The organism is Streptomyces sp. NPDC104307, from assembly GCF_055584045.1.
In genome coordinates this window covers 685980-710494 of the sequence record NZ_JBVJMU010000002.1, presented here as the reverse complement: position 1 = coordinate 710494, position 24515 = coordinate 685980, and the positions used below count along the sequence as shown (strand labels likewise).

The following is a 24515-nucleotide window of genomic DNA, read 5'->3' as shown; positions in this document are numbered from 1 at the left end:
TCTTTCTCGGACTGTGCGTACTGGGGCGCAGACAGATTACTGCGGAGTGCCCAGCAGAACGGGCAGGGGACTGGCAACGTGCGACAGCGGGGGAGGGGAAGGGTGGGGCCCCGCGGGGGCGGCCGCGGAGGTCGGCCGCGCGGCTGATGAAGGCCCCACTTGTCATACTACGCACACCCTTGAGTGAACCTTGGACATCGCGGGGCGCGCGGGGCGTGCTGTTCCCGGTCCGCGCGCCCCGGGGAGGCGAGGCTCCCGGACACGCGTACGGGGCAGCCCATGGTGACTATCGGACTGCCCCGCGTTGACGACGTGCACGCCCCGCCAGGGCGTGGTTCGCGCCGGTGGCTACTTGACCGCGCCCGCCATGACGCCGGAGACGAACTGGCGCTGGAAGGCGAAGAACACCGCGAGCGGAATCACCATCGAGACGAAGGCGCCGGGCGCCAGCACATCGATGTTGTTGCCGAACTGCCGTACCTGCTGCTGGAGTGCGACCGTGATCGGCGGCGAGTCGGAGTCCGCGAAGATCAGCGCGACCAGCATGTCGTTCCACACCCAGAGGAACTGGAAGATTCCGAGCGAGGCGATCGCCGGACCGCCCAGCGGCATCACGACCCGGGTGAAGAGCCGGATCTCGCCCGCCCCGTCGAGCCGTGCCGCCTCCAGCAGTTCTCGCGGGATCTCCGCGAAGAAGTTACGCAACAGGAAGATGGCGAACGGCAGTCCGAAGGCGGTGTGGAAGATGATCACGCCGAAGGTCGTCTCGAAGATGCCGACCGTGCCGAAGAGCTTGGAGACCGGGATCAGCGCCACCTGTACCGGGACCACCAACAGCCCCACCACGACCAGGAACCACCAGTCGCGGCCCGGGAACTCCATCCAGGCGAAGGCGTATCCGGCGAGCGAGCCGATCACCACGACCAGAACGGTCGACGGGACGGTGATCATCACCGTACTGAACAGCGAGTCGGTGATCGTCGAATTGTCCAGCAGCCGCGAGTAGTTGTCGAAGGTCAGCTCGGACGGGGTGGTGAAGATCTTCCACCAGCCGGTGGCCGCGATCTTGTCCGCACTGCGCAGCGAGGACAGGAACAGCCCGATGGTGGGCATCAGCCAGAACAGGGCCACCAGGATCAGGACGACCCGCATGACGCCGCCGCCGGCCCGTGCCGCGATCCGGGCGGCGAGCGACCGCCCGGCCTTCGCCGTGCCGGTGTCCGGGGCCCCGCCTGCCCCGGCGGCCGTGGCCGTGGGTGCCGTCATCGGCGCCCCTCCTTACGTATCCGCCTGATGTTGAAGAGCATCACCGGAACCACCAGCAGCAGCAGGAGCACGGCGATGGCGCTGCCGATCCCCAGGTCCGCGTCCGTGCCGAACGAGGACCGGTAGAGCTGGAGCGCCAGCACGTTCGCGTCGTCCTGGGAGGAGCCCGGCGCGATGATGAAGACCAGGTCGAAGACCTTCAGGACGTTGATCATCAGCGTCACCAGGACCACCGCGAGGACCGGGGCGAGCATCGGCACCGTGATCCGGCGGAACACCTGCCACTCGTTCGCCCCGTCGACCCGGGCCGCTTCGAGGAGTTCGCGCGGCAGACCCGCCAGGCCTGCCGCGATCAGCACCATGGCGAAGCCCGCCCACATCCATACGTAGCTGCCGATGATGCCGGGCGTCACGAGGCTCGGCCCGAGCCAGTCGACGCCGTTGTACGGCTCCCTGAAGTTGGAGGCGGGGAGCCGGAGTTCGGCGCCGTCCGCCGCCGCGGGCAGGGTGAACGTGCCGTCGGCGGCCGCGGTGGCAGAGGCGACCACCTCGCCGCCCTTGACGGCCTCGACCTTGATGCCCTTGAGACCGAGCTCCGAGGGGTCGATGACGTTGGGCTTTCCGCCGCCGCCCTTGGTGAAGTCCAGCCAGGCGGTGCCGGTGATCTGCCCGCCGTCAGCCTTCGCGGGGGTCCGCGCGGGCTTCGCGTCGCCGGGCATCTTCGCGGGCGCCACCCCGACCAGGGGCAGCTGGACCGGTTCCCCGGCCCGGACCGGCGCCTTGGTCACGAAGGACCCGCCGTCGGCCGCCTTGAGCGGGTGGACGGGCAGCGGATGCGCCTTGGGGAACCCGGTCGAGCCGGAGAACGTGTCGTGCACGCCCACTGCCACGGCGTTGGCGATGCCGCGCTCCGGCGCCTGGTCGTACACCAGCCGGAAGATGATGCCCGCGGCGAGCATCGAGATCGCCATCGGCATGAAGACGATCAGCTTGAACGCCGTTCCCCAGCGGATCCGTTCGGTCAGCACGGCGAAGATCAGGCCGAGCACGGTGGAGACGGTCGGTGCGAGGACGACCCAGATCGCGTTGTTCTTGATCGCGGTACGGATGGTGTCGTCGGAGAACAGCGCCTTGTAGTTGTCGAGCCCGGCGAATCCGGTCCCCGACTGGTCGAAGAACGACCGGTAGACGGAGTACCCGATCGGGTAGACCACGAGCGCGCCGAGCAGGACCAGAGCGGGCAGCAGAAAGAGCGCCGCGATGACCCTGCGGGTACCGGTCACGCTCTTGCGGCTGGGCACCCGGCGGAGGGGCGGCTGCCCGTCCCCGGGCCTTCTGGGGGCGGGTACCGAGGTCCCGCCGCGGGATCCGGTGTCGGCGGAGGGCGCCTCGTCGGCGCCCCCCGCTGCGGCTGTCGTCATCCCGTCAGCTCTTGTACGCCTTGGCCGCGTCGGACTCCAGTTTGGCCTGGGTCCCCGCGATGTCCTTCGGGTTCTTGAGGAAGTCCTGGAGGCTCTTCCACTCACCCTTGCCGGGCGTCCCGCCGAACGACTGCGGGGCCTGGTCGGACATGTCGAACCGGACGGCGTCACCGGCCGCGATCAGCGCCTTCGCGATCGTGCGCTGCACCTCGTTGGGGTAGGCGGCCACGTCCATGGACTTGTTGGGCGAGATGAACCCGCCCTGCTCGGCCGCGATCTTCGCGGCATCGGCGGAGGCCAGCCAGGTCAGCAGGGCCTGGGCGCCCTTGGTGTCCTTCAGCGCCACCGCCGCGTCCCCGCCGGTCACCACGGGCGACTCGGCGCCGACCGCGGGGAACGGGAACACCTTGGCATCCGTACCGATCTTGGCCTTGGTCTGCTGGATGTTGACGCCGACGAAGTCGGCCTCGAAGACCATCGCGCCCTTGGGCTGGTCACCGCCGGTGAAGGTCTGGGTGACCGACGCCGGGAACTCCGTCTGGAGCGCGCCGTCGGCGCCGCCCGCGATCAGGGAGGGCTTGCCGAAGAGCTGCCCGAGGGTGGTCAGCGCGTCCTTGACGGACGGGTCCGTCCACTTGATCTTGTGCTGGGCCAGCTGGTCGTACTTCTCCGGGCCGGCCTGGGAGAGGTAGATGTTCTCGAACCAGTCGGTGAGCGTCCAGCCGTCCGCACCGGCGACCGAGACCGGGGTGACACCCGAGGCTGACACCGTCTCCGCGGTGGCCAGGAAGTCCTTCCAGGTCTTCGCCTCCGTCGCCCCGGCGTTCTCGAACGCCTTGGCGTTGTACCAGATCAGCGACTTGTTGGCGGCCTTGAAGTACACCCCGTACTGGGTGCCGTCCACGGAGCCCAGGTCCTGCCAGACCTTGGAGTAGTTCTTGGTCAGCTGGGCCTTCGCCGCGTCCCCGGCGGGCTTCGCCCACTTCTTCGCGACGGCCTGCTGGATCGCGCCGACCTGCGGGATCATCGCGACGTCCGGCGGCTGGCCGCCCGCGATCTTCGTACCGAGGAAGTTGACGATCGGGTCCTGCGCCGGGACGAAGGTGACCGTCGCCCCCGTGCGCTTCTCGAACTCCTTCAGGACCTTGACGAAGTTGGCCTGTTCCGGGCCGGTCCAGACCGCCGCTACGGAGATCTTCTCGCCGTCCAGTTTCGGCAGGGCGACGCTCGACGCGCTGTCCTTGCCCCCTTCGGAGCCGCCCCCGTCGGCCTTGCCCTTTCCGCCGTCACCGTCGTCGCCGCAGCCGGTGAGGGCCAGTGCTCCGATGGCTGTGAAGACCATGGCGGCCCTGCGAATCCGAAGCGTTGTGCGCATCCCTGCCCCGTCTCTCCTGTGCGCGTGCACCGATCGGAACCGCCGGACTCCGACGGTTCCGGTCATTCTTCACTTGGTCGTGTGCGCACAGTCCTACGCCCGGCACCCGGGTGCCGCAATACCGGAATCGGGCCCAACTCGATGATCGTTGTGGGCTCGTGACGTCAAGTCAGTGACGGTATACGGAGATTGGGGACGACCGGGCCGTACCGAGGGCCGGTCGCCCTCAGGGGTGAGCGGGCGCGAGCGGTGCCAGCGGCTCGGCGTTGACCGAACGCGCGGCCCGCTCCAGCGCGCTGGCCAGCAGCGCCAGGTCGGTCGGCCCGTTGCCCAGTTCGCGCACCGGGCGGCGGGTCGGCGGGTCGCCCATCCGCTCCCACTCCAGCGGTACGACCGTGGGCCGCAGCGTCGCCGTACGCGGAATGCGGCCCGTGACCCGGCCGCCCTGGAACGGCGTCACCCGCCCGTCCGGATGCCCCAGCCGGCCCCGGCCCGGCGCCGGACCGTCCGGCGACGGCGGCACGACGGGCGGATCGAGCACGACCCGCAGCCGGGCCCCGTGCGCCAGGTCGGTGTCCTGTGTACGGTCCGGCCGTGCGGACGTCGCGACCAGGTGGACGCCGAGCCGGCCGCCCTCCCTGGCCACGGTCTCCAGCGCCCTGACGACCGAACCGGCGGCCGGCCGGCCCGGACTGCCGAGGGCGGGGGCGATCAGCGCGTCGAAGTCGTCCACCAGCACGACGAGCCTGGGCAGCGGTGACGGACCCGGCTCCGGCGGCCGGGCCATCGGCCGCAGCTGCAGGGTGCCGCTCATCTGGGAGTCGACGTCGCCGTGCCCTCCGCCGGGCATGCCGGGCGGCCGCTGGCCCGTACGCCGTGCCGCGTCCGACCGGCTGTGCCACTCGGTGAAGTCGAGCCCGCCGAGCAGCTCGGCCCGCCGCTTCACCTCGGCGCCCAGCGCCTGCGCGAACTCCCGCATCCTGACCGGATCCGAAGCCACCAAGTGCGTGAACGCGTGCGGGAGTTCGGTGCAGGGGCGCAGGCTCTCGCCGCGCTCGCCGCCGGCGCCGTCGACCAGCAGGATGCCGAGCCGGTCGGGCCGGGCGGCGGCCGCCAGCGACGCGGCGACGGCTCTCAGCAGCTCGGTGCGCCCGCTGCCGCCGGGCCCCTCGATGAGGAGGTGCGGCCCCTCGTCGGCGAGATCCACGCTCACCGGGCCCCGGGGACCGGCCCCGAGCACCACGACGGGGCGCCCGGCGAACGCGGCGCCCTCGTCGGAACGGGCCGCCGGGCGCGAACCGGTGTCCGGGCCGGCGATCCGGGGGGTGTCGCCTTGACGCGGCCCGCAGACCCGGCCGGAGGAGCGCCCGGAACCGGCGGACCGCAGGCTGTCGCTGTCCCGCACATCCGCGGACCCGTCCCAGCCTCGGGTGTCGGAGCCGCGCGTGTCGGAGCCGGGCAGGGTGCGGGAACTCTGCGACTCCCCGGCCCCGGTCCGGGGGTACGGCGTGCGGCCGGAGGTGCTGGTGCCGTACGTGCCGGAGCGGTCCGGGTACGGGGTGCGGCCCGAGGTGCTGCTCTCGTACGCGCCGGACCGGTCCGGGTACGGGGTGCGGCCCGAGCCGGGGCCGTCCGTGCGGGCTGATTCGGGGCTCGTGCGCTGGGCGCCCACGCGGGCGCCCGTCCAGTTTCCGGAGCCGCGCACCGTCGCGCCCGGCTGGTCGTCCGCCGTCGAGGCCCAGCGGGCCATCAGGGAGGCCGGGGTGGCGCGGGCCAGGCCCAGTTCGTCCAGGAGGCGGGCGGAGGGCGGGAGCGCCACCGCGGCGGGCCGGCCCGGCAGCCCCGACAGGCCCTCCGCGCGCAGCGGGGCCAGCGCGCGGCCGAATCGTTGCGCCCAGTGCGCGGAGACCGCGTCCACCGTGGCGACCGTGCCGTGGCCCGCCGCCCGGCCGCCCGCCGTGCGCAGCAGCCGCAGGGCCGTCGCCACGTCACCGCTGAGCATCGCCACGGCCCCGCACTCCCGGAACGCTATGGAGGCGTGGCACGCCGCTTCGTACGTCGCCGCGACCGGGGAGGTGGGGGTGGCGGCCGGGGTCTCGGCCAGGCAGATCAGGTGGATGCCCGCCGCCGCGCCCGCGGAGGCCAGCCGGGCGGTGCTCTCACGCAGTGCGGAGGAGCCGGGGTCGCCGTCCACGATCACCACGGTGAGCGGACCCTCGTAGTGCCGGGCGGCCTCGGCGACCGTCGCGCGGTCCAGGCTCGCCCAGCCGGGGCCCAGCGGCCCGTCGTCCAGCCGGCGCACCAGCTCCGTGGTCCGGGCGTCGGCCTGCTCACGGTCGTACGCGAGCAGCAGCCGGCAGTCCTGGCCGTGCATCGGGCGCAGATGCGGCAGCCAGCCGAGCCAGGACCACTCGCGCCTGCGCTCGTCGAGCCCGCGCGCCCGGTCCGTGCTGATCAGCACGATCTCCAGATCGGCGGGGGAGTGCAGGGCGGCGAGCTGCGCGACGGCCGAGCGGGCGAGCCCGGACAGCCGGTCCCGTGGTCCGGCGAGCCCCAGTGAGCCCGCCTCCCGCAGCCCCACGGTCACCGGCACGGCCGGCAGCTCGGCCCGCTCTGTGGTGCCCAGCCGGACCACCAGCGCCTCCGGATGCGCCGTGTCGCGCTCCCACAGCCGGGGGCCGGGGCCGAGGGCGGTCAGCAGTACGGCGGCCGGATCGGGCCAGGTGCCCTCCGGAGCGGTGGGCAGCGCGGTGAAGGTGGCGGGGGCCGGGACCGGTGCGGGCGTCTCGTCGGGCGCGCTCTCGTGCACCGGATCGCCCTTGCCGCCCGCGAGCCGGCGGGCCCAGGCGCCTATGCCGCGCCGGGGAGCCTCCTCGTCCGGATGGCGGCCCGGGAGCCCTGAGGCGGGCCGGGGCCGGGCCTGGGACCGTCCGCGCCCGTCATCGTCCGCGCTGTGTTCGTGGCCGGACCCGTGGCCGTGGCCGTGTTCATGCTCGCGCTCGTGTCCGGGGAAGGCGGCTTCGTCGTCGGCGCCGGGCCCGGGGGGCGTGCTGTACGCGTGGGCGGAGCCGTCCCCGTGACCGGGGCCGTCGCCGGGGGCGGCATGACCGGGGCCGGGGTCGGCCGGGGCAACGGCCACCCGCAGATGTCCCTCGCCGTCCGGCGCCGTCGCCAGCGTCGGCGTACGCGCCCCCGAGGTCAGCCGGAGCGTCGACTCGCCCAGCCGCAGCAGCGCACCGGGCTGCAGCAGGACCGGCCGGTCGCGGACCTCCGCGCCGTCCAGCGAGGTGCCGTTGGTGGAGCCCAGGTCGGCCACCGAGACCCGGCCGCCCTCCGAGACGGTCACCGCGCAGTGCAGCCGCGAGACGTCCGGGTCGTCGAGCGGCACATCGGCCTCGGCCGAGCGCCCGATCCGGATCTGCCCGCCGTGCAGCAGGTGGACCCCGCCCGCGTCCGGCCCGGCGACCACGTGCAGCCGCGCCGGAACGGTCTCGTCCGTCGACTCGTCCTCGCCCGGGACCTGGAGCGAGAGCACCGCCCCGTCGACCAGGGGCGGCTCACCGAGGGCGCTGCGCTGCGCGTCGAGCCGCTCCCGCCCGGCGAACAGCACCACCGCTCCGCTGCCGAGGGAGCCGTCGGGCCCGGAGACGGCCGCGGCCAGGCCGGACGCCACGGTGGCCAGCGCCGTCCCCACGGGGGCGGTGACCAGCACATCGCAGGCGCGCGCCGGGGTCTGGCCGCTGCGCGGCGCGAGGACGGTCAGCCGGATCTGCATCGCCGTCAGCGGTCCCTTCTGCGCGGGGTGCCCGGCAGGGGAAACGCCCTGTGATTCCCCCCACCCGGCACGGACGCGTCGTCCGGTACAGGTTCGTCACGTACCGCAGGGTTCGCGACCCCACAGTTCCGTGCTGGAGGCATCCTCGCACCTGCCACTGACAACACGCCCGGGGGTCACCGCTAAGTGATCTTGAAACGTCTGCTGTGCGCACAAAAGTGCTGCTTGGCCCGTTCCCGGCGCGGCCGATACGGCCCGCTCCGGCGCCCGGAGACATCGCGCGCCCCCCGGTGCGGCAACCATCCGTACGAAGTGGGCGTCTTCCTCCGCAACCGGTGCACCCCGGGGCGCCGAGACCCGCCCCCTCAAGGAATTCCGGACAAAGCGGCAACCGGACGGAGCCGGTCACCCACCCCCGGACAGGCTCTAGAGTGGGCCGGAAACTCCTGGAGGGAATCCGGGGGACCGCAAGCACCACGATCAGCAGGGAGCGCATGACGTGCGGCCGGTAGGCAGCAAGTACCTGCTCGAAGAGCCGCTGGGACGCGGCGCCACGGGCACCGTCTGGCGTGCCCGCCAGCGCGAGGCCGCGGGCGCGGAGGCGGCCGTCACCGGCCAGCCCGGCGAGCTCGTCGCGATCAAGGTCCTCAAGGAGGAGCTCGCCAACGACGCGGACGTCGTGATGCGGTTCCTGCGCGAGCGCTCCGTGCTGCTGCGGCTCACCCACGAGAACATCGTGCGCACCCGGGACCTGGTCGTGGAGGGAGACCTCCTCGCCCTGGTGATGGACCTGGTCGACGGCCCCGACCTGCACCACTACCTGCGCGACAACGGCCCGCTCACCCCGGTCGCCGCCTCGCTGCTCACCGCGCAGATCGCGGACGCGCTCGCCGCCAGCCACGCCGACGGCGTCGTCCACCGCGACCTGAAGCCCGCCAACGTGCTGGTCTCCGAGCGCGACGGCCAGATGCACCCGATGCTCACCGACTTCGGCATCGCCCGGCTCGCGGACTCCCCGGGGCTGACCCGGACCCACGAGTTCGTCGGCACGCCGGCCTATGTGGCGCCCGAGTCGGCCGAGGGCCGCCCGCAGACCTCCGCCGTCGACATCTACGGCGCCGGAATCCTGCTGTACGAGCTGCTCACCGGCCGTCCGCCGTTCGCCGGGGGCACCGCGCTCGAAGTCCTGCAGCGCCACCTCAGCGAGGAGCCCCGCCGCCCCAGCACGGTCCCCGCGCCCCTGTGGACCGTCATAGAGCGCTGCCTGAGCAAGGACCCGGACCGGCGGCCCAGTGCCGAGAACCTGGCCCGCGCGCTGCGCACCGTCGCCGCCGGCATCGGCGTGCACGCGAACTCGGCGCAGATCGCCGCCGCCGACGGAGTGGCCGTCCTGCTGGCGCCCGACCCGGCGCCCACCGCCGTCCCGGAGACGCCCGGAGCGGCGGACCCGACGCAGGTGCTGCCGAGCAACGCCGGCTCGTACGACCCGAACGCGGCCACCAGCGTCATGCAGCAGAACGCCGGCCAGGGCGGCGGCCACGCAGACCCGACCGCGGTCATGCCGCCCGTCCCGGCGCAGCCCGAGGGCGCCCCGCGGTCCGACGGGCCGCACCCCTGGCAGTCCCAGCTCCAGGCCGCCCGCGACCGCAACGACCAGACGCAGGTCCAGTACCTCGACCCGAGCCAGGACCCACTGCGCCGCCGCCCCCAGCGCCAGCAGCAGCAACAGCAGCCGCGCCAGCAGCAGTACCCGCCGCAGAACCGGCAGCAGCCTCAGCAGCAGCAGTACCCCCCGCAGCAGCAGTACCAGCCCCAGTCCCAGCAGCAGTACCAGCAGCAGCGTCAGCAGTACGCGCCGCCTCAGCAGCCGCAGCAACCCCAGCAGCCCGCTCAGCGCGCGCCCCGCGAGCCCAGGCAGCGCAGCGCCAACCCGATGAAGATCCCCGGCCTCGGCTGCCTCAAGGGCTGCCTGTTCACGCTGGTCCTTCTCGTCGTCGCGAGCTGGCTGATCTGGGAACTCACGCCGCTGAAGGACTGGATCGGGCAGGGTCAGAGCTACTGGCACGCGATCAGTGACGCCGCCGGCAAGATCAGCGACTGGGTCTCGGCGCTGGGCGGCGACAGCGGTAACTGACGGGGCGGGGCGCCGCCGGTCCGGCTGGACGCCCCGTCAATTCTGTAGCTATATCGACTTCTGCGAACCAATTCCCTGGCAATTCGTACGCAGAAGTGAAGGTTGGCGCCATCCAGGGCACGCGACCCCCCGATCGCCGCGTAACTTTGTCGACCGGGGGTTGTTGCGCGAGGGCCCAATCGCCAGCCGCTGAGGGAGCAGTCTTGGCACGGAATATCGGCAGCCGGTACACCGCCCACCAGATCCTGGGGCGCGGCAGCGCCGGCACGGTGTGGCTCGGCGACGGCCCCGAGGGGCCCGTCGCCATCAAACTGCTCCGCGAGGACCTCGCGTCCGACCAGGAACTCGTCGGCCGGTTTGTCCAGGAGCGCACCGCCCTGCTGGGCCTCGACCATCCGCACATCGTCGCCGTCCGCGACCTCGTGGTGGACGGCAACGACCTGGCGCTGGTCATGGACCTGGTGCGCGGCACGGATCTGCGCACCCGGCTCGACCGCGAGCGCAGGCTGGCCCCGGAGGCCGCCGTCGCGATCGTCGCGGACGTCGCGGACGGCCTCGCCGCCGCGCACGCCGCCGGGGTGGTCCACCGCGATGTCAAGCCGGAGAACATCCTGCTCGACATGGAGGGCCCGCTCGGACCCGGCAACTCCCACCCCGCGCTGCTCACCGACTTCGGCGTGGCCAAGCTGATCGACACCCCGCGCCGCACCAAGGCCACCAAGATCATCGGGACGCCCGACTACCTGGCCCCCGAGATCGTCGAGGGCCTCCCGCCGCGCGCCGCCGTCGACATCTACGCCCTCGCGACGGTGCTGTACGAGCTCCTCGCGGGCTTCACGCCCTTCGGCGGCGGCCACCCCGGCGCCGTACTGCGCCGCCATGTCACCGAGACCGTCGTCCCGCTCCCCGGCATCCCCGACGAGCTCTGGCAGCTGCTGGTCCAGTGCCTGGCCAAGGCACCCGCCTCCCGGCTGCGCGCCTCCGAGCTGGCGGCCCGGCTGCGCGAACAGCTCCCGCAGCTCGCCGGCATCCCGCCGCTGGACGTGGACGAGCCGGACGAGGAACCGGAGCCCCAGCCGCACGGGCAGGGCTACGACGAGCAGCAGTACACCCCGGCGGCCGAGGAGCCCCGCCGCCGGGGCGCGGTGCCGCTGGTCCCCGGCTCGTCCCCCGACTCCAACCGGGACACCCACACGAGCATGCGCGTCCCCGCCCCCGACGAGCTGTCCGGCGGTCCCCGGGGCACCGCCCGCGCCCCGCGCGCCCCCGGCCGGCCCCGGCCCGGCTCGGCCCGCAACAAGTCGGCGGCCATCCGCAAGCGCCGTCTCACCCTGGGCGCGGCGGCACTGATACTCGTCGCCGGACTCGGGGTCGGCGGCTGGCTGGCGATGAGCGGTGACGACGCGGGCGCGACCCCCCAGGACACCGGCAGCTCCGCCCCCGGCACCCCCTGAGAGCCCCCGGCACCCCCTGAGAAAGAAGGGGCGGCGAGCCGCGATCACGCGGCCCGAGGAACGTCCGCGCCGACAGCCGTTACGCTGGACCCGTGGCAGTCGTCGATATTTCCGAAGAGCTGAAGTCCCTCTCCTCGACCATGGGGTCGATCGAGGCCGTCCTGGACCTGGATGCGCTGAGGGGTGACATCGCCGTCCTTGAGGAGCAGGCTGCCGCTCCGTCCCTGTGGGATGACCCGGAGGCGGCGCAGAAGATCACCAGCAAGCTTTCGCACATGCAGGCCGAGGTCCGAAAGACGGAGGCCCTGCGCGGCCGCATCGACGATCTCGAAGTGCTCTTCGAGCTCGCCGAGGACGAGGGCGACGCCGACGCGCTCGCGGAGGCCGAGTCCGAGCTGACCTCCGTGAAGAAGGCGCTCGACGAGATGGAGGTCCGTACCCTCCTGTCCGGCGAGTACGACGCGCGCGAGGCCCTGGTCACCATCCGGGCCGAGGCCGGCGGCGTCGACGCGGCGGACTTCGCGGAGAAGCTCCAGCGCATGTACCTGCGCTGGGCCGAGCGGCACAACTACAAGACCGAGGTCTACGAGACGGCGTACGCCGAAGAGGCCGGCATCAAGTCGACCACCTTCGCGGTGGAGGTGCCGTACGCCTACGGCACGCTCTCCGTCGAGCAGGGCACCCACCGGCTCGTCCGGATCTCGCCCTTCGACAACCAGGGCCGCCGCCAGACGTCCTTCGCGGGCGTCGAGGTGCTGCCGGTCGTCGAGCAGACGGACCACGTCGAGATCGACGAGTCCGAGCTCCGCATCGACGTGTACCGCTCCTCCGGCCCCGGCGGCCAGGGCGTCAACACCACGGACTCCGCCGTCCGGCTGACCCACCTGCCGACCGGCATCGTCGTCTCCTGCCAGAACGAGCGCTCGCAGATCCAGAACAAGGCGTCCGCGATGAACGTCCTCCAGGCGAAGCTCCTTGAGCGCCGCCGCCAGGAGGAGCAGGCGAAGATGAACGCCCTCAAGGGCGATGGCGGCAACTCCTGGGGCAACCAGATGCGCTCGTACGTCCTGCACCCGTACCAGATGGTCAAGGACCTGCGTACGGAGTTCGAGATGGGCAACCCCGAGGCGGTCTTCAACGGCGAGATCGACGGTTTCGTCGAGGCCGGCATCCGCTGGCGCAAGCAGAACGAGAAGTAGCCAGCGCCTGTGAAGCAGTTGAGCCCGGACGGCGACCGCCGTCCGGGCTCCTTCGCGTTCCGGCCCGGCAGTTGGGGGGACGGCGTGGCGAGTGCGTCACAGTCCTGATGCCGAATGAAGGTCAATTGGCTCCAAAACGCCGCACATTGCATGGATCGGCCTTGACGTAGTCCTTAACTCTGGACAGGCTGCTGGAGCAGCATGCGTATGTCTGGGACGGGTGTGATCGGGGGCGGGCGGTATGGCCGCGGCACAACGTCGGCCGGCGTTCGGAGCAAACCCCGCAGGGCCGTGGCCCCGCATATGGCTGCTCCATTGACGAGAACAGCTACTGGGGGTAGCAGCACATGACGAAGAAGACGCGAGTACGCGTCGCGCGGATAGCCGCGGGTGCGGTCATCGCCGCAGGCGCCTCGCTCACCGCCGCAGGTGCGGCGCAGGCCGTCGGGATCGGTGTGCACATCGGTGTCGACGGCCAGGAAGACGCGGGCGGCGGTGACGCTGCCGCTGGTGGTGGCGACGCGGCCGGTGGCGCCGATGTCGCGGGTGGCGCGGATGTCGCGGGTGGCGCCGACGTGGCCGGTGGCGGTGACGCCGCCGCCGGTGGTGACGACGCGGCTGGTGGCGGCGATGCTGCCGCAGGTGGTGACGATGCCGCTGGTGGCGGTGACGCTGCTGCTGGTGGTGACGACGCGGCTGGTGGTGGCGATGCTGCCGCAGGTGGTGACGATGCCGCTGGTGGCGGTGACGCTGCTGCTGGTGGTGACGACGCGGCTGGTGGTGGCGATGCTGCTGCTGGTGGTGACGATGCCGCTGGTGGCGGTGACGCTGCTGCTGGTGGTGACGATGCCGCTGGTGGCGGTGACGCTGCTGCTGGTGGTGACGACGCGGCTGGTGGCGGTGACGCTGCCGCTGGTGGTGGCGACGCGGCTGTCGGCGGTGGCGACTCCAACGGTGGCGGCAACGCCTCGGGCGGCGGTGTCGCGGCCGGTGGCGGCGACACCACCGGCGGCTCGGGCTCCGGCACCGACGGCGGCAGCGGCAGTGACTGCACCGTCGACCTGAACGGTGCCGAGTGCGCCGACAACACCGACACCGACTCGGTCGGCAACCAGCCGGCCGAGCAGGGCAAGGGCAAGGACGAGCTCGCCGAGACCGGTGCGGCCGAGACCACGTTCCTGCTCGTCGGTGCCGCGACGATGATTGCCGGAGGCATCGGCTTCCGGATCCTCCCGCGCCTGGTGAACGGCCGCACGGCCGCCTGACGGCCCACGAGCGGTACTTGTAAGACGACTGGGACCCGGACCGCCTCTGCGGTCCGGGTCCCAGTGCGTCTACGGCCCTTCCGTGCCCCTGAGGGCCCCTTCGGCGCGGGTGTCCACGGAATCGGACCACCGGCCGCCCTGCCGTGCGTCAACGGGTCGCAGAGGGCCTCCCGGCCGCCCGTTCCGGCTCGACCGGGACGGGGGAGCTCAGCTGACGAGGTGGTCGCTCTCGGTCACGCCGCCTGGTGCGCGAGCAGCGCCAGCGCGCACAGCAGCACCGCCAGCAGGGCGATCAGCATCATGGGGTTCATCCCGCCGAAGGGGCCCTGGCCCTGTCCCTGCTGCTCAAGCCGCGCCCGGCTTGCCCGGCAGACGGGGCAGCGGCCCTCGGCCACGGGCGCCGCACAGTTCGCGCACACCAATCGGTCATAGGTCATGCGCTTTCCTCCTCCCGCGCGGCGGAGCCGCACAAGCCGTCTCTCCGCACAACGCTCACGGAAACGCGACCGTTCCCCCTGCCACTGTGCCAGCTCGCGAGGATTTCGGCGCGGCCCGCCGGACAGGTAACGAAAGCTCCCGGTTCGCGTTCGCCTGCGTTCCGGCATAAATCACCCATCCCGGTACGCGCGCCTGCACGCGTCAGTCCGGTTCGCGTATGGTCACGCTCACCTACTCCCGGCCGACCGTGGTGCATCCGTGATCCGATTCGACAACGTCTCCAAGACCTACCCCAAGCAGAGCCGTCCCGCTCTACGGGATGTGTCTCTCGATATCGAGAAGGGCGAGTTCGTCTTCCTGGTGGGCTCCTCCGGCTCCGGCAAGTCCACCTTCATGCGACTCATCCTCCGTGAGGAGCGCGCCAGCCAGGGCATGGTCCACGTCCTGGGCAAGGACCTCGCGCGCATGTCCAACTGGAAGGTGCCGCACATGCGGCGCCAGCTGGGCACCGTCTTCCAGGACTTCCGGCTCCTTCCCAACAAGACCGTCGCGGAGAACGTGGCGTTCGCCCAGGAAGTGATCGGTAAACCGCGCGGCGAGATCCGCAAGGCGGTCCCGCAGGTCCTCGATCTCGTCGGTCTCGGCGGGAAGGAGGAGCGGATGCCCGGTGAGCTCTCCGGTGGTGAGCAGCAGCGCGTGGCGATCGCGCGGGCCTTCGTGAACCGGCCCATGATGCTGATCGCGGACGAGCCGACCGGCAACCTCGACCCGCAGACCTCCGTCGGCATCATGAAGCTGCTGGACCGGATCAACCGGACCGGCACCACCGTGATCATGGCGACCCACGACCAGAACATCGTCGACCAGATGCGCAAACGCGTCATCGAGCTTGAGCAGGGCCGTCTCGTACGCGACCAGGCGCGCGGCGTCTACGGCTACCAGCACTGAGCACCCAGCACTGAAAGGACGCCATGCGCGCCCAGTTCGTCCTGTCGGAGATCGGCGTCGGCCTCCGTCGCAACCTCACGATGACCTTCGCCGTCGTCGTCTCCGTCGCCCTCTCGCTTGCCCTGTTCGGTGGCGCGCTGCTCATGCGCGAGCAGGTCAGCACGATGAAGGACTACTGGTACGACAAGGTCAACGTCTCCATCTACCTCTGCGGCAAGGGTGACGCGGAGACGGTGGTCCAGTGCGCCAAGGGTGCTGTCACCGCGCAGCAGAAGAAGGAGATCGAGGGCGATCTCAAGAAGATGGACGTCGTCGAGACGGTGACCTACGAGTCGTCCGACGAGGCGTACAAGCACTACCAGGAGGAGTTCGGCGACTCCCCGATGGCCGGCAACATCACGCCGGACCAGATGCCGGAGTCCTTCCGCGTCAAGCTGCACGACCCGACGAAGTACAAGGTCGTCGCCACCGCGTTCGCCGGACGCAACGGGGTGCAGTCCGTCCAGGACCAGAGAAGCATCCTGGACAACCTCTTCGGGCTGATGAACGGCATGAACGTCGCCGCGCTGTTCGTGATGGCGCTGATGCTGGTCATCGCGCTGATGCTGATCGTGAACACCGTCCGGGTGTCCGCGTTCAGCCGACGGCGGGAGACGGGCATCATGCGGCTCGTCGGGGCCTCCGGCTTCTACATCCAGATGCCGTTCATCATGGAGGCCGCGTTCGCCGGCCTGATCGGCGGCGTGCTGGCCTGCGTCATGCTGCTGGCCGGGCGTTACTTCCTGATCGACGGCGGGCTCGCGCTCCAGGACAAGCTGAACCTGATCGACTTCATCGGCTGGGACGCGGTGCTCACCAAGCTTCCGCTGGTACTGGCGATCGGCCTGCTGATGCCCGCGGTTGCCGCACTCTTCGCGCTGCGCAAGTACCTCAAGGTATGACGATCGCCTCCCGGGGCGCGCGGCCAACAGCCCGTGCGCCCCGGAGCCTTGTCCTAGGCTAGGCGGCATGTCCGGCCCCGTGCACCGCGCAGGGCCCCGCGGCCTCTGCCGCGGGGCCGCCCTGACATTGGTTTTCGCGAGTGTGCTCGCCACCGGCGCCGCCACCGGTTCGCTGCCCCGAGGCGACGGGCGGACCCGGGACGCGGAGACCCGGTCCGTCGCCTCCGTCGCGGACCGCGACGCGGTGGCCGATGCCGCGGCCGACGCGGTGGCGGACGGCAAGTCCGGTACGGAGGCGGCCGAAGGGGTCGTCAGCCGCAGCGGGGACCGCTGGGGCGCGGTCTACGACGAGCGGGAGTACCAGGAGTTCGAGCGGGCTCTCGACGGCTCGTACACGGGCGTCGGGATCGCCGCCAGACGCTCCGCCGACGGGCTGGTCGCGGTCGCCCGGGTCCAGCCGGGCAGCCCCGCGGACCGGGCCGGTGTCCGCGCGGGCGACCTGATCCGCACGGTCGACGGCAGCCGGGTCGACCGGCGCCCGGTCTCCGACGTGGTGGCCCTGCTGCGCGGTGACCGCGAGGGCGCGGCCGAAGGGAGCGCCGTGGTGCTGGGGGTGCAGCGGGGTTCCGTCAGCCGGACCGAGACGCTGCGCCGGGCCCGGCTCACCACGGAGGCGGTCACCGTACGGCGGCTCGGGCCGGAGCGGCCCGATGCGGGCGCGGCCGTACTGATCGAGGTCGGCGCGTTCACCAAGGGCTCCGGTACCCAGGTCCGTGACGCCGTCCGGGAGGCACCCGCGGGCGCCGGGGTGCTGCTGGACCTGCGCGGCAACTCCGGCGGGCTGGTCACGGAGGCCGTCACCGCCGCCTCCGCCTTCCTGGACGGCGGCCTGGTCGCCACCTACGACGTGCACGGGGAGCAGCGCGCCCTGTACGCGGACGCGGGGGGCGACACCGAGCGCCCCGTCGTCGTCCTCATCGACGGCGGCACGATGAGCGCGGCCGAGCTGCTGACCGGCGCGCTGCAGGACCGGGGGCGCGCGGTCACGGTCGGCTCGCGCACCTTCGGCAAGGGCTCCGTCCAGATGCCGAGCAAGCTCGCGGGCGGTGCGGTGGCCGAGCTGACCGTGGGCCACTACCGCACCCCGGCGGGCCGCAGCGTCGACGACCGTGGCATCACACCGGACCTCGCGGTGAGCTCGGGGGCCCAGCAGAGAGCCGAGACGGTATTGAGTGGCCTCGGGGGTGGGTCTTAGTGCGAAAATGGCCGCACTATGGCTAAGGAAAAGGACCCAGAGCGCAAGATCATCGCGCAGAACAAGAAGGCGCGCCACGACTACACCATCCTCGACACCTACGAGTGCGGCCTCGTGCTCATGGGAACCGAGGTCAAATCGCTGCGCATGGGCCGGGCCTCCCTGGTGGACGGCTTCGTGCAGATCGACGGCGGCGAGGCGTGGCTGCACAACATCCACGTCCCCGAGTACGTCCAGGGCACCTGGACCAACCACTCCGCCAAGCGCAAGCGCAAGCTGCTGATGCACCGGGCCGAGATCGACAAGCTGGAGTCGAAGGCGCAGGAGACCGGGCACACGATCGTGCCGCTCGCCCTGTACTTCCGCAGCGGCCGGGTCAAGGTCGAGATCGCGCTGGCGAAGGGCAAGAAGGAGTACGACAAGCGGCAGACGCTGCGCGAGAAGCAGGACACCAGGGAGACGAACCGGGCGATCTCGGCGGCGCGCCGCCGCCAGCGGGCCGCCTGACCGGGCCGGTCACGGCGGCCGGCGGCCGGTCGCCGGGAATACGCTGGCATCGGCGCACGTTGGTCACGTACGATGGCACTGCACCCCACGGGGTGTGTACCACCTTTGAAAAATCAACATGGGGATGATCGGTTTCGACAGCGGATGTCGAAGCAGGGGAAGCGAGTCGAGGAAGCGGCAATGATCTCGTTAACCATATGTCGCAACCAATAATCGCCAATTCCAAGCGCGATTCCTCCGCCTTCGCCCTCGCTGCCTAATTAGCAGCTAAGCGAAGACTCTGCGGAGTGTCAGCCCGGGGGTGATCCCGACCCGGATCCTGGCATCATTAAGGGATCTAAACTTCTAGGCCCGGTCACGGGGCCCTGAAGGAAATCAAACAGTGACTGGGCCTGTCGGAGGCTTGTTCGCGTGACCTCCGGGGCCGAGAAAAGCGCAGCGAACTGCACTCGGAGAAGCCCTGATTCCGCACCGTTGGACGCGGGTTCGATTCCCGCCATCTCCACAATTCCCATGTGAACGAGGACCCCGTTGCCACCGGCAACGGGGTCCTCGTTTTTTGTCTGCCAAGAGGCCCGTAGGCCATGACCCGCATGAGGGGGCGCGCGGGGGCGCGTGTTCTGGCGTACGCAAGGCAGGCGTGCATCAGGTACACCCCTCCTGGTGAACGACACCGGAGAGTGGGGTCACGGTCCCCTCGGGCTGGGCTACGTTCATCGCCCGGGTGAACCGTGACAGGGGGCGCGTGGACAGGGTGGGGGCCCGGTCCGGCGGCATGTAACCGGTCAGTTGCGCGCACCCGATCCTGAGTGGGGGAAGTGCGTACAGCAGTGGAAACTTGGCGTGAAGGTGCCCGTGCGGGGCACACACATGAGTCGAACGAAGTCACCATCCAACTTGACGGTCTGGGACGTCAGCTCTCCGAACTGCTGCCGGAACCCGGCGCTTTGGAAGGCTCCGACGGCCCCGTATTCGTCGACGAGAGCGGACGCCGGAGCAAAACGTTTCGGCGGTTCGGCTGGGTGATCGCGGCGGTCTGCGTCTGCTTCGCGGTGACGCTCGTCGGCACCGTCCTCGGCGGCAACTCCAGCGCCCCTTTCCTGCCGCTCTCCGGCCAGGAGAAGCACCGGAACGCCGACGAGGCCCAGGTGCCGACCGCGCCGGACGCGAGCGCGGACGTCTCCGCGACGCCCGGCACGACGGCCGGCTCCTCGCCGTCCGCACCAGTGGCCGGAAGCAGCGCCCCCGTACGGCCGGGCAGCTCCGCCTCGGCCGGCTCCCCGGCCCCCGGCACCGGCTCCTCCGCACCCGCCGCCGTCGTACCGGCCGGGGACCGCTCGGAGACCACCATCGGTGGCGGCACCGCGTCGTCCGCCGGCACCACGGCATCCGCGCCGCCCGCCGCCGGCACCGGGACGCCGCCCGCGGAGCCGGAGACGGAGCCGTCGGACACCACCACGACACCGCCCCCCGCCGAGTCCGCCGACCCTCCTGTGGAAGAGCAAGAAGGCGCCAACTAAATGACCACCCCCGTCACACGGGGCAGGCACAACCGCGAGAAGCAGACCCGGCGGCGCCGGCTCCCCATGCGCTACCTGCTGCCGTTCCTGCTCCTGGTCGCCCTGCTCGCCATGCTGATGCTGCGCGGCTACGTGCACAGCGAAATCCTTGCCGACCACCGGATCCAGCCACCGGCGGCGACCGACACGGTGCCCGAGCAGGTCCTCGAAGGCGGACCCGTCATCGACGCGCGCAGCGCCAGCGAACCGGCCAAGTCCCTGCGCATCCCCGATCACCGCATCGTGCTGACCTTCGACGACGGCCCGGACCCGGAGTGGACCCCGCGCGTGCTCGACAAGCTCAAGGAGCACCACGCGCACGCCGTCTTCTTCGTCACCGGCACCATGGCCTCGCGCTACCCCGCGCTGGTGAAGCGCATGGTCGACGAGGGGCACGAGGTCGGGCTGCACACCTTCAACCATCCCGACCTCTCCTACCAGTCGCACACCCGCATCGACTGGGAGCTCTCGCAGAACCAACTGGTGCTGGCGGGCGCGGCCGGAATCCGCAGCTCGCTCTTCCGGCCGCCGTACTCATCGTTCGCCGACGCCATGGACGACAAGTCCTGGCCGGTCACCCAGTACATCGGCGGCCTCGGCTACCTCACCGTCGTGAACAACACCGACAGCGAGGACTGGAAGCGCCCCGGCGTCCGCACCATCATCGAGAACGCCACCCCGAAGCACGGCAAGGGCGCCATCGTCCTGATGCACGACTCGGGCGGCAACCGCTCCCAGACCGTGGCCGCGCTCGACCGCTTCCTGCCCGGGATGCAGGACAAGGGCTACGAGTTCACCAACCTCACCGACGCCCTCGGCGCCCCCAGCGCGCACACCCCCGTCACGGGTCTCGCACTGTGGCAGGGCAAGGCGTTCGTCTACGCCGTCGGCGTCTCGGACCACATCACCGATGTGATGGTGGCCGGTCTCGCTGTCATCGGGGTGCTGGTCATCTCCCGCTTCGGGCTGATGCTGCTGCTCTCCTTCGCGCACGCGCGCCGGGTCCGCAGAAGGGGCTTCAGCTGGGGCGAACCGGTGATCCGCCCGGTGACCGTCCTGGTGCCCGCGTACAACGAACGCGAGTGCATCGCCAACACGGTGCGCTCCCTGGTGGCAAGTGACTATCCGGTCGAAGTCATCGTGATCGACGACGGTTCCACGGACGGCACCGCGGACATCGTCGAGGCGATGTGGCTGCGAGACGTGCGGGTGGTGCGCCAGCGCAACGCGGGCAAGCCCGCGGCCCTCAACAACGGCATCGCGCACGCCCGCCACGACATCATCGTGATGATGGACGGGGACACCGTCTTCGAGCCGTCCACCGTCCGCGAGCTCGTACAGCCCTTCGCGGACCCGAGGGTCGGGGCCGTCGCGGGCAACGCCAAGGTCGGCAACCGGGACTCGATGATCGGGGCCTGGCAGCACATCGAGTACGTGATGGGCTTCAACCTCGACCGCAGGATGTACGACCTGCTGCGCTGCATGCCCACCATCCCCGGCGCGGTCGGCGCGTTCCGCCGGGACGCGCTGGACCGGATCGGCGGCATGAGCGAGGACACCCTCGCCGAGGACACCGACGTCACGATGGCCCTGCACCGGGACGGCTGGCGCGTCGTGTACGCGGAGAACGCCCGCGCCTGGACCGAGGCGCCGGAGTCCGTGCAGCAGCTCTGGTCGCAGCGCTACCGGTGGTCGTACGGCACGATGCAGGCCATCTGGAAGCACCGCCGCGCGGTGATCGAGCGCGGCCCGTCCGGCCGCTTCGGACGCGTCGGGATGCCGTTCGTCGCCCTGTTCATGGTCGTCGCCCCGCTGCTCGCCCCCCTCATCGACGTCTTCCTGCTGTACGGAATCGTGTTCGGGCCCACCCAGAAGACGATCGTCGCCTGGCTCGGCGTCCTCGCGGTACAGGCGGTCTGTGCCGCCTACGCCTTCCGGCTCGACCGGGAACGCATGACGCATCTGATCTCGCTGCCCCTCCAGCAGATCCTCTACCGGCAGCTCATGTACGTAGTGCTGCTCCAGTCCTGGATCACCGCTCTCACCGGCGGCCGGCTGCGCTGGCAGAAGCTGCGCCGGACCGGTGTCGTGGAGGCGCCCGGAGCGATGACCGGCCAGCGGCGCGGCAGCAGCAGCAATGACCGGAGGCCCGTCGCATGACCCACCCCAGCTACCCCTCCGCGTACCCGCAGCAGCCGCCCGGGGAGCTCCACACGGTGCCGTTCCCGCAGCTCCCGGCACAGTCGCCGTACCCGCCCGCCGTCCCCGGCCAGGACGAGCACCCGCCCCCGGCGAAGGCGGGTGGCCGGGACCGCTACCTCGACCTGCTCCGGGCCGTCGCGCTCGTGCGCGTCGTCGTCTTCCACCTCTTCGGCTGGGCCTGGCTGACCATCCTCTTCCCGTCCATGGGCGTGATGTTCGCGCTGGCCGGTTCCCTGATGGCCCGGTCGCTGGCCCGGCCGGCCTGGAGCGTCCTGCGCGGCCGGCTGCGCAGGCTGCTGCCGCCGATGTGGGCGTTCGCCGCACTCGTCGTACCGATGATGTTCGTGATGGGCCTCAAACCGGTGCGGGACGAGGGCATCTGGTGGTTCCTGAAGCTCGGCTGCTACATCCTGCCGGTCGGCTCGCCGCCGTTCCCCTGGGAGAGTGGCTCCGAGAGCGGGTTCCTGGAGCAGTCGTGGGCCGAGCAGGCGGCGGGCCCGCTCTGGTACATCCGCGCCTACCTGTGGTTCGTGCTGGCCTCACCGCTGCTCCTGAAGGCGTTCCGCAGGCTGCCCTGGGCGACGATGCTCGCGCCGGTCGGCCTGACCGCCGTCATCGGCACCGGCCTGGTGACCGTGGAGGGGGCGACCGGCGAGGCGCTCGTCGACTTCGGTACGTTCGGCGCCTGCTGGATCCTGGGCTTCGCCCACAACGACGGGCTGCTGAAGAAGGTCCCGCGCTACCTCTCGGTCTCCTCGGCCGCCGTCATCATGGCCTTCGGTCTCTGGTGGGCGTCCGGACACCTCACGGAGGAGGGCTGGAACCTCGACGAGATCCCGCTCGCCCAGGCCACCTGGTCACTCGGCTTCTGCGCGATCCTGCTCCAGTACGCGCCCTCGTGGAAGCAACTGCCCGGCCGGCTGGCCGGCTGGGACAGTCCGATCACCCTGGCCAACAACCGGGCCGTGACGATCTACCTCTGGCACAACCTGCTGTTCATGGCGACGATGCCGATCATCGACCAGCTGTGGAACGTCCCGTGGGTCGGTGACCACCTCGGCACGTATATCGACGCCTCCTACAACGTGCTGATGCTGATCCTGATCTGGCCGCTGACAGGGGTGATGATTGTCGCGGTCGGCTGGGTCGAGGACGTGGCGGCGAAGCGGCGGCCCCGGCTCTGGCCCAACGGCGAGCCGAAGCGGACCTCCCTCACCGGGGCGCCCGCGCCCCGGTGAGAGCAAGGTTGCGCACCGGTCACCTCACGGCACCACGCCGAAACGCGCGCTCCCTACGTTCGGGAACAACACCCCGACCCCCTGTGGAGGCGCGTGATGGCTGGCCGTTGGATCGAGCAGTGGGAACCGGAGGACGAGACGTTCTGGCGGGAGAAGGGCGAGCGGATCGCCCGCCGGAATCTGTGGTTCTCCGTCCTCTCCGAGCACATCGGCTTCTCGATCTGGACCCTGTGGTCGGTGATGGTCCTGTTCATGGGACCGGAGTACGGGGTGGACCCGGCCGGGAAGTTCTTCCTGATCTCGACCGCGACCCTGGTGGGCGCGGTCGTGCGGGTGCCGTACACCTTCGCGGTGGCCCGGTTCGGCGGCCGGAACTGGACCGTGTTCAGCGCGTTCACCCTGCTGGTGCCGACCGTCGCCGCCTTCGTGGTGATGGAGCCGGGGACCTCGTACACCACGTTCCTGGTGGTGGCCGCGCTGACCGGCATCGGCGGCGGCAACTTCGCCTCCTCCATGACGAACATCAACGCCTTCTTCCCGCTGCGCGAGAAGGGCTGGGCGCTCGGGCTCAACGCGGGCGGCGGCAACGTGGGGGTGCCCGTCGTGCAGCTCGCCGGGCTGCTGGTGATCGGGACGGCGGGCGCCACGCATCCTCGGATCGTGCTCGGCGCGTACATTCCGCTGATCGTCGTCGCTGCGCTCTGCGCCGCGTACTTCATGGACAATCTGGCACCCGTGCGGAACGACTCCGGGGCCGCCGGGGACGCCGTCCGCGACCCGCACACCTGGATCATGGCGGTGCTCTACATCGGCACCTTCGGCTCCTTCATCGGTTACAGCTTCGCCTTCGGCCTGGTGCTCCAGACCCAGTTCGGCCGCACCCCGCTGGAGGCCGCCTCGCTCACCTTCATCGGCCCGCTGCTGGGTTCCCTGATCCGGCCGGTCGGCGGCCGGCTGGCCGACCGGTACGGCGGCGCCCGCATCACCATGGGGAACTTCCTCGCGATGGCGGCGGCGACCGGAGTCGTCGTGTACGCCTCCGGCATCGAATCGCTCACCGTCTTCCTGACCGGCTTCACCGCGCTCTTCGTACTGAGCGGCCTCGGCAACGGATCGACGTACAAGATGATCCCGGGCATCTTCCACGCCAAGGCGATCGCGCGCGGACTGCACGGTGAGGCCGCCGCGGCGCACGGGCGGCGGCTGTCCGGAGCGGCCATGGGGCTCATCGGCGCGGTCGGCGCGCTCGGCGGGCTCGGCATCAACCTGGCCTTCCGGCAGTCCTTCCAGAACGCGGGCACCGGGACGGCCGCCTTCTGGTCCTTCCTGGCCTTCTACGGGGTGTGTTCCGTACTCACCTGGGCGGTATACCTTCGCCGCACGGCTCCGGTGCCGGCGAAGCCGCAGCTCAGCTACGCCGAGGTGTGATGATGGCCCTGAGGTGTCGGGTGACGTAACGGGCGGGAAATACGGGTGAACCGAGCCTGTCACGCGGCGTTGACAGTCTCGGTCCTCCGCACCATCGAGCAGCAGCGGGA

17 protein-coding genes and 1 other RNA gene are annotated in these 24515 nt (G+C 71.1%); 13 read left to right on the top strand and 5 right to left on the bottom strand.

Annotation, left to right across the window (positions count from 1 at the left end):
- Nucleotides 1–348: 348 nt before the first annotated feature.
- The 4 genes from ACZ601_RS09860 to ACZ601_RS09845 form a co-directional block, all read right to left on the bottom strand.
- Nucleotides 349–1266, bottom strand: a complete 918-nt coding sequence (locus tag ACZ601_RS09860) for a carbohydrate ABC transporter permease (protein WP_469535175.1) — start codon at nt 1264–1266, stop codon at nt 349–351.
- On the bottom strand, nt 1263–2687 hold the full coding sequence (locus ACZ601_RS09855; RefSeq protein ID WP_469535172.1) for a carbohydrate ABC transporter permease: 1425 nt from the start codon (nt 2685–2687) through the stop codon (nt 1263–1265). Before ACZ601_RS09855 ends, ACZ601_RS09860 begins: the two co-directional genes overlap by 4 nt.
- 4 nt (nt 2688–2691) lie before the next feature.
- Nucleotides 2692–4062, bottom strand: a complete 1371-nt coding sequence (locus tag ACZ601_RS09850) for an ABC transporter substrate-binding protein (protein ID WP_469535169.1) — start codon at nt 4060–4062, stop codon at nt 2692–2694.
- A 226-nt stretch (nt 4063–4288) separates the two neighbouring features.
- On the bottom strand, nt 4289–7837 hold the full coding sequence (locus tag ACZ601_RS09845) for an FHA domain-containing protein (protein ID WP_469535166.1): 3549 nt from the start codon (nt 7835–7837) through the stop codon (nt 4289–4291).
- Between the two features lie 499 nt (nt 7838–8336).
- On the opposite strand from ACZ601_RS09845, the gene ACZ601_RS09840 reads away from it, so the two are divergent.
- The 4 genes from ACZ601_RS09840 (at nt 8337) to ACZ601_RS09825 (ending at nt 13689) form a co-directional block, all read left to right on the top strand.
- Complete coding sequence (locus tag ACZ601_RS09840) at nt 8337–9971, top strand: serine/threonine-protein kinase (protein ID WP_469535163.1); 1635 nt, start codon at nt 8337–8339, stop codon at nt 9969–9971.
- Between the two features lie 203 nt (nt 9972–10174).
- Nucleotides 10175–11425: a serine/threonine-protein kinase gene (locus ACZ601_RS09835; RefSeq protein ID WP_469535160.1), complete on the top strand. Its 1251-nt coding sequence runs from the start codon at nt 10175–10177 to the stop codon at nt 11423–11425.
- A 92-nt stretch (nt 11426–11517) separates the two neighbouring features.
- A complete protein-coding gene (gene prfB, locus ACZ601_RS09830; protein ID WP_024489202.1) occupies nt 11518–12624 on the top strand; it encodes a peptide chain release factor 2 in 1107 nt (368 codons plus the stop codon).
- A 495-nt stretch (nt 12625–13119) separates the two neighbouring features.
- Entirely contained in the window at nt 13120–13689 is a 570-nt protein-coding gene (locus tag ACZ601_RS09825; protein ID WP_469535157.1) for a hypothetical protein, read from the top strand.
- A gap of 433 nt (nt 13690–14122) precedes the next feature.
- Here ACZ601_RS09825 and ACZ601_RS09820 read toward each other — a convergent pair whose 3' ends face one another.
- Nucleotides 14123–14326, bottom strand: coding sequence for a hypothetical protein (locus ACZ601_RS09820; protein ID WP_469535154.1), 204 nt, complete (start codon nt 14324–14326; stop codon nt 14123–14125).
- Between the two features lie 259 nt (nt 14327–14585).
- Between ACZ601_RS09820 and ftsE the strand changes: the two genes are divergently transcribed.
- The 9 genes from ftsE (at nt 14586) to ACZ601_RS09775 (ending at nt 24405) form a co-directional block, all read left to right on the top strand.
- Nucleotides 14586–15275 (top strand): cell division ATP-binding protein FtsE, encoded by a 690-nt coding sequence (gene ftsE / locus ACZ601_RS09815; protein ID WP_390092916.1) that lies wholly within the window; start codon nt 14586–14588, stop codon nt 15273–15275.
- A gap of 23 nt (nt 15276–15298) precedes the next feature.
- The gene (ftsX, locus tag ACZ601_RS09810; RefSeq protein ID WP_024489198.1) at nt 15299–16216 is read left to right on the top strand and encodes a permease-like cell division protein FtsX; all 918 of its coding nucleotides are present in this window, start codon (nt 15299–15301) and stop codon (nt 16214–16216) included.
- A gap of 67 nt (nt 16217–16283) precedes the next feature.
- Complete coding sequence (locus ACZ601_RS09805; protein WP_469535150.1) at nt 16284–17471, top strand: S41 family peptidase; 1188 nt, start codon at nt 16284–16286, stop codon at nt 17469–17471.
- A gap of 18 nt (nt 17472–17489) precedes the next feature.
- Nucleotides 17490–17978, top strand: a complete 489-nt coding sequence (gene smpB, locus ACZ601_RS09800; RefSeq protein ID WP_311305408.1) for an SsrA-binding protein SmpB — start codon at nt 17490–17492, stop codon at nt 17976–17978.
- Between the two features lie 120 nt (nt 17979–18098).
- Nucleotides 18099–18486, top strand: a transfer-messenger RNA (tmRNA) gene (ssrA, locus tag ACZ601_RS09795).
- Nucleotides 18487–18925: 439 nt separating this feature from the next.
- Nucleotides 18926–19498 carry a hypothetical protein gene (locus ACZ601_RS09790; RefSeq protein WP_469535147.1) on the top strand — a complete coding sequence of 191 codons (573 nt, stop codon included), beginning with the start codon at nt 18926–18928 and terminating at the stop codon, nt 19496–19498.
- A 66-nt stretch (nt 19499–19564) separates the two neighbouring features.
- A complete protein-coding gene (locus ACZ601_RS09785) occupies nt 19565–21697 on the top strand; it encodes a glycosyltransferase (RefSeq protein WP_469535306.1) in 2133 nt (710 codons plus the stop codon).
- A complete protein-coding gene (locus tag ACZ601_RS09780) occupies nt 21694–22977 on the top strand; it encodes an acyltransferase family protein (RefSeq protein ID WP_469535144.1) in 1284 nt (427 codons plus the stop codon). Before ACZ601_RS09785 ends, ACZ601_RS09780 begins: the two co-directional genes overlap by 4 nt.
- Before the next feature lie 96 nt (nt 22978–23073).
- A complete protein-coding gene (locus ACZ601_RS09775) occupies nt 23074–24405 on the top strand; it encodes a nitrate/nitrite transporter (protein ID WP_469535141.1) in 1332 nt (443 codons plus the stop codon).
- Nucleotides 24406–24515 lie beyond the last annotated feature (110 nt).

Bases quoted from the DNA above. Each gene is read 5' to 3' on its own strand.
- ACZ601_RS09860 (WP_469535175.1), bottom strand. From the start codon at position 1,266: ATGACGGCACCCACGGCCACGGCCGCCGGGGCAGGCGGGGCCCCGGAC.
- ACZ601_RS09855 (WP_469535172.1), bottom strand. From the start codon at position 2,687: ATGACGACAGCCGCAGCGGGGGGCGCCGACGAGGCGCCCTCCGCCGAC.
- ACZ601_RS09850 (WP_469535169.1), bottom strand. From the start codon at position 4,062: ATGCGCACAACGCTTCGGATTCGCAGGGCCGCCATGGTCTTCACAGCC.
- ACZ601_RS09845 (WP_469535166.1), bottom strand. From the start codon at position 7,837: ATGCAGATCCGGCTGACCGTCCTCGCGCCGCGCAGCGGCCAGACCCCG.
- ACZ601_RS09820 (WP_469535154.1), bottom strand. From the start codon at position 14,326: ATGACCTATGACCGATTGGTGTGCGCGAACTGTGCGGCGCCCGTGGCC.
- ftsX (WP_024489198.1), top strand. From the start codon at position 15,299: ATGCGCGCCCAGTTCGTCCTGTCGGAGATCGGCGTCGGCCTCCGTCGC.
- ACZ601_RS09805 (WP_469535150.1), top strand. From the start codon at position 16,284: ATGTCCGGCCCCGTGCACCGCGCAGGGCCCCGCGGCCTCTGCCGCGGG.
- smpB (WP_311305408.1), top strand. From the start codon at position 17,490: ATGGCTAAGGAAAAGGACCCAGAGCGCAAGATCATCGCGCAGAACAAG.
- ACZ601_RS09785 (WP_469535306.1), top strand. From the start codon at position 19,565: ATGCGCTACCTGCTGCCGTTCCTGCTCCTGGTCGCCCTGCTCGCCATG.
- ACZ601_RS09780 (WP_469535144.1), top strand. From the start codon at position 21,694: ATGACCCACCCCAGCTACCCCTCCGCGTACCCGCAGCAGCCGCCCGGG.
- ACZ601_RS09775 (WP_469535141.1), top strand. From the start codon at position 23,074: ATGGCTGGCCGTTGGATCGAGCAGTGGGAACCGGAGGACGAGACGTTC.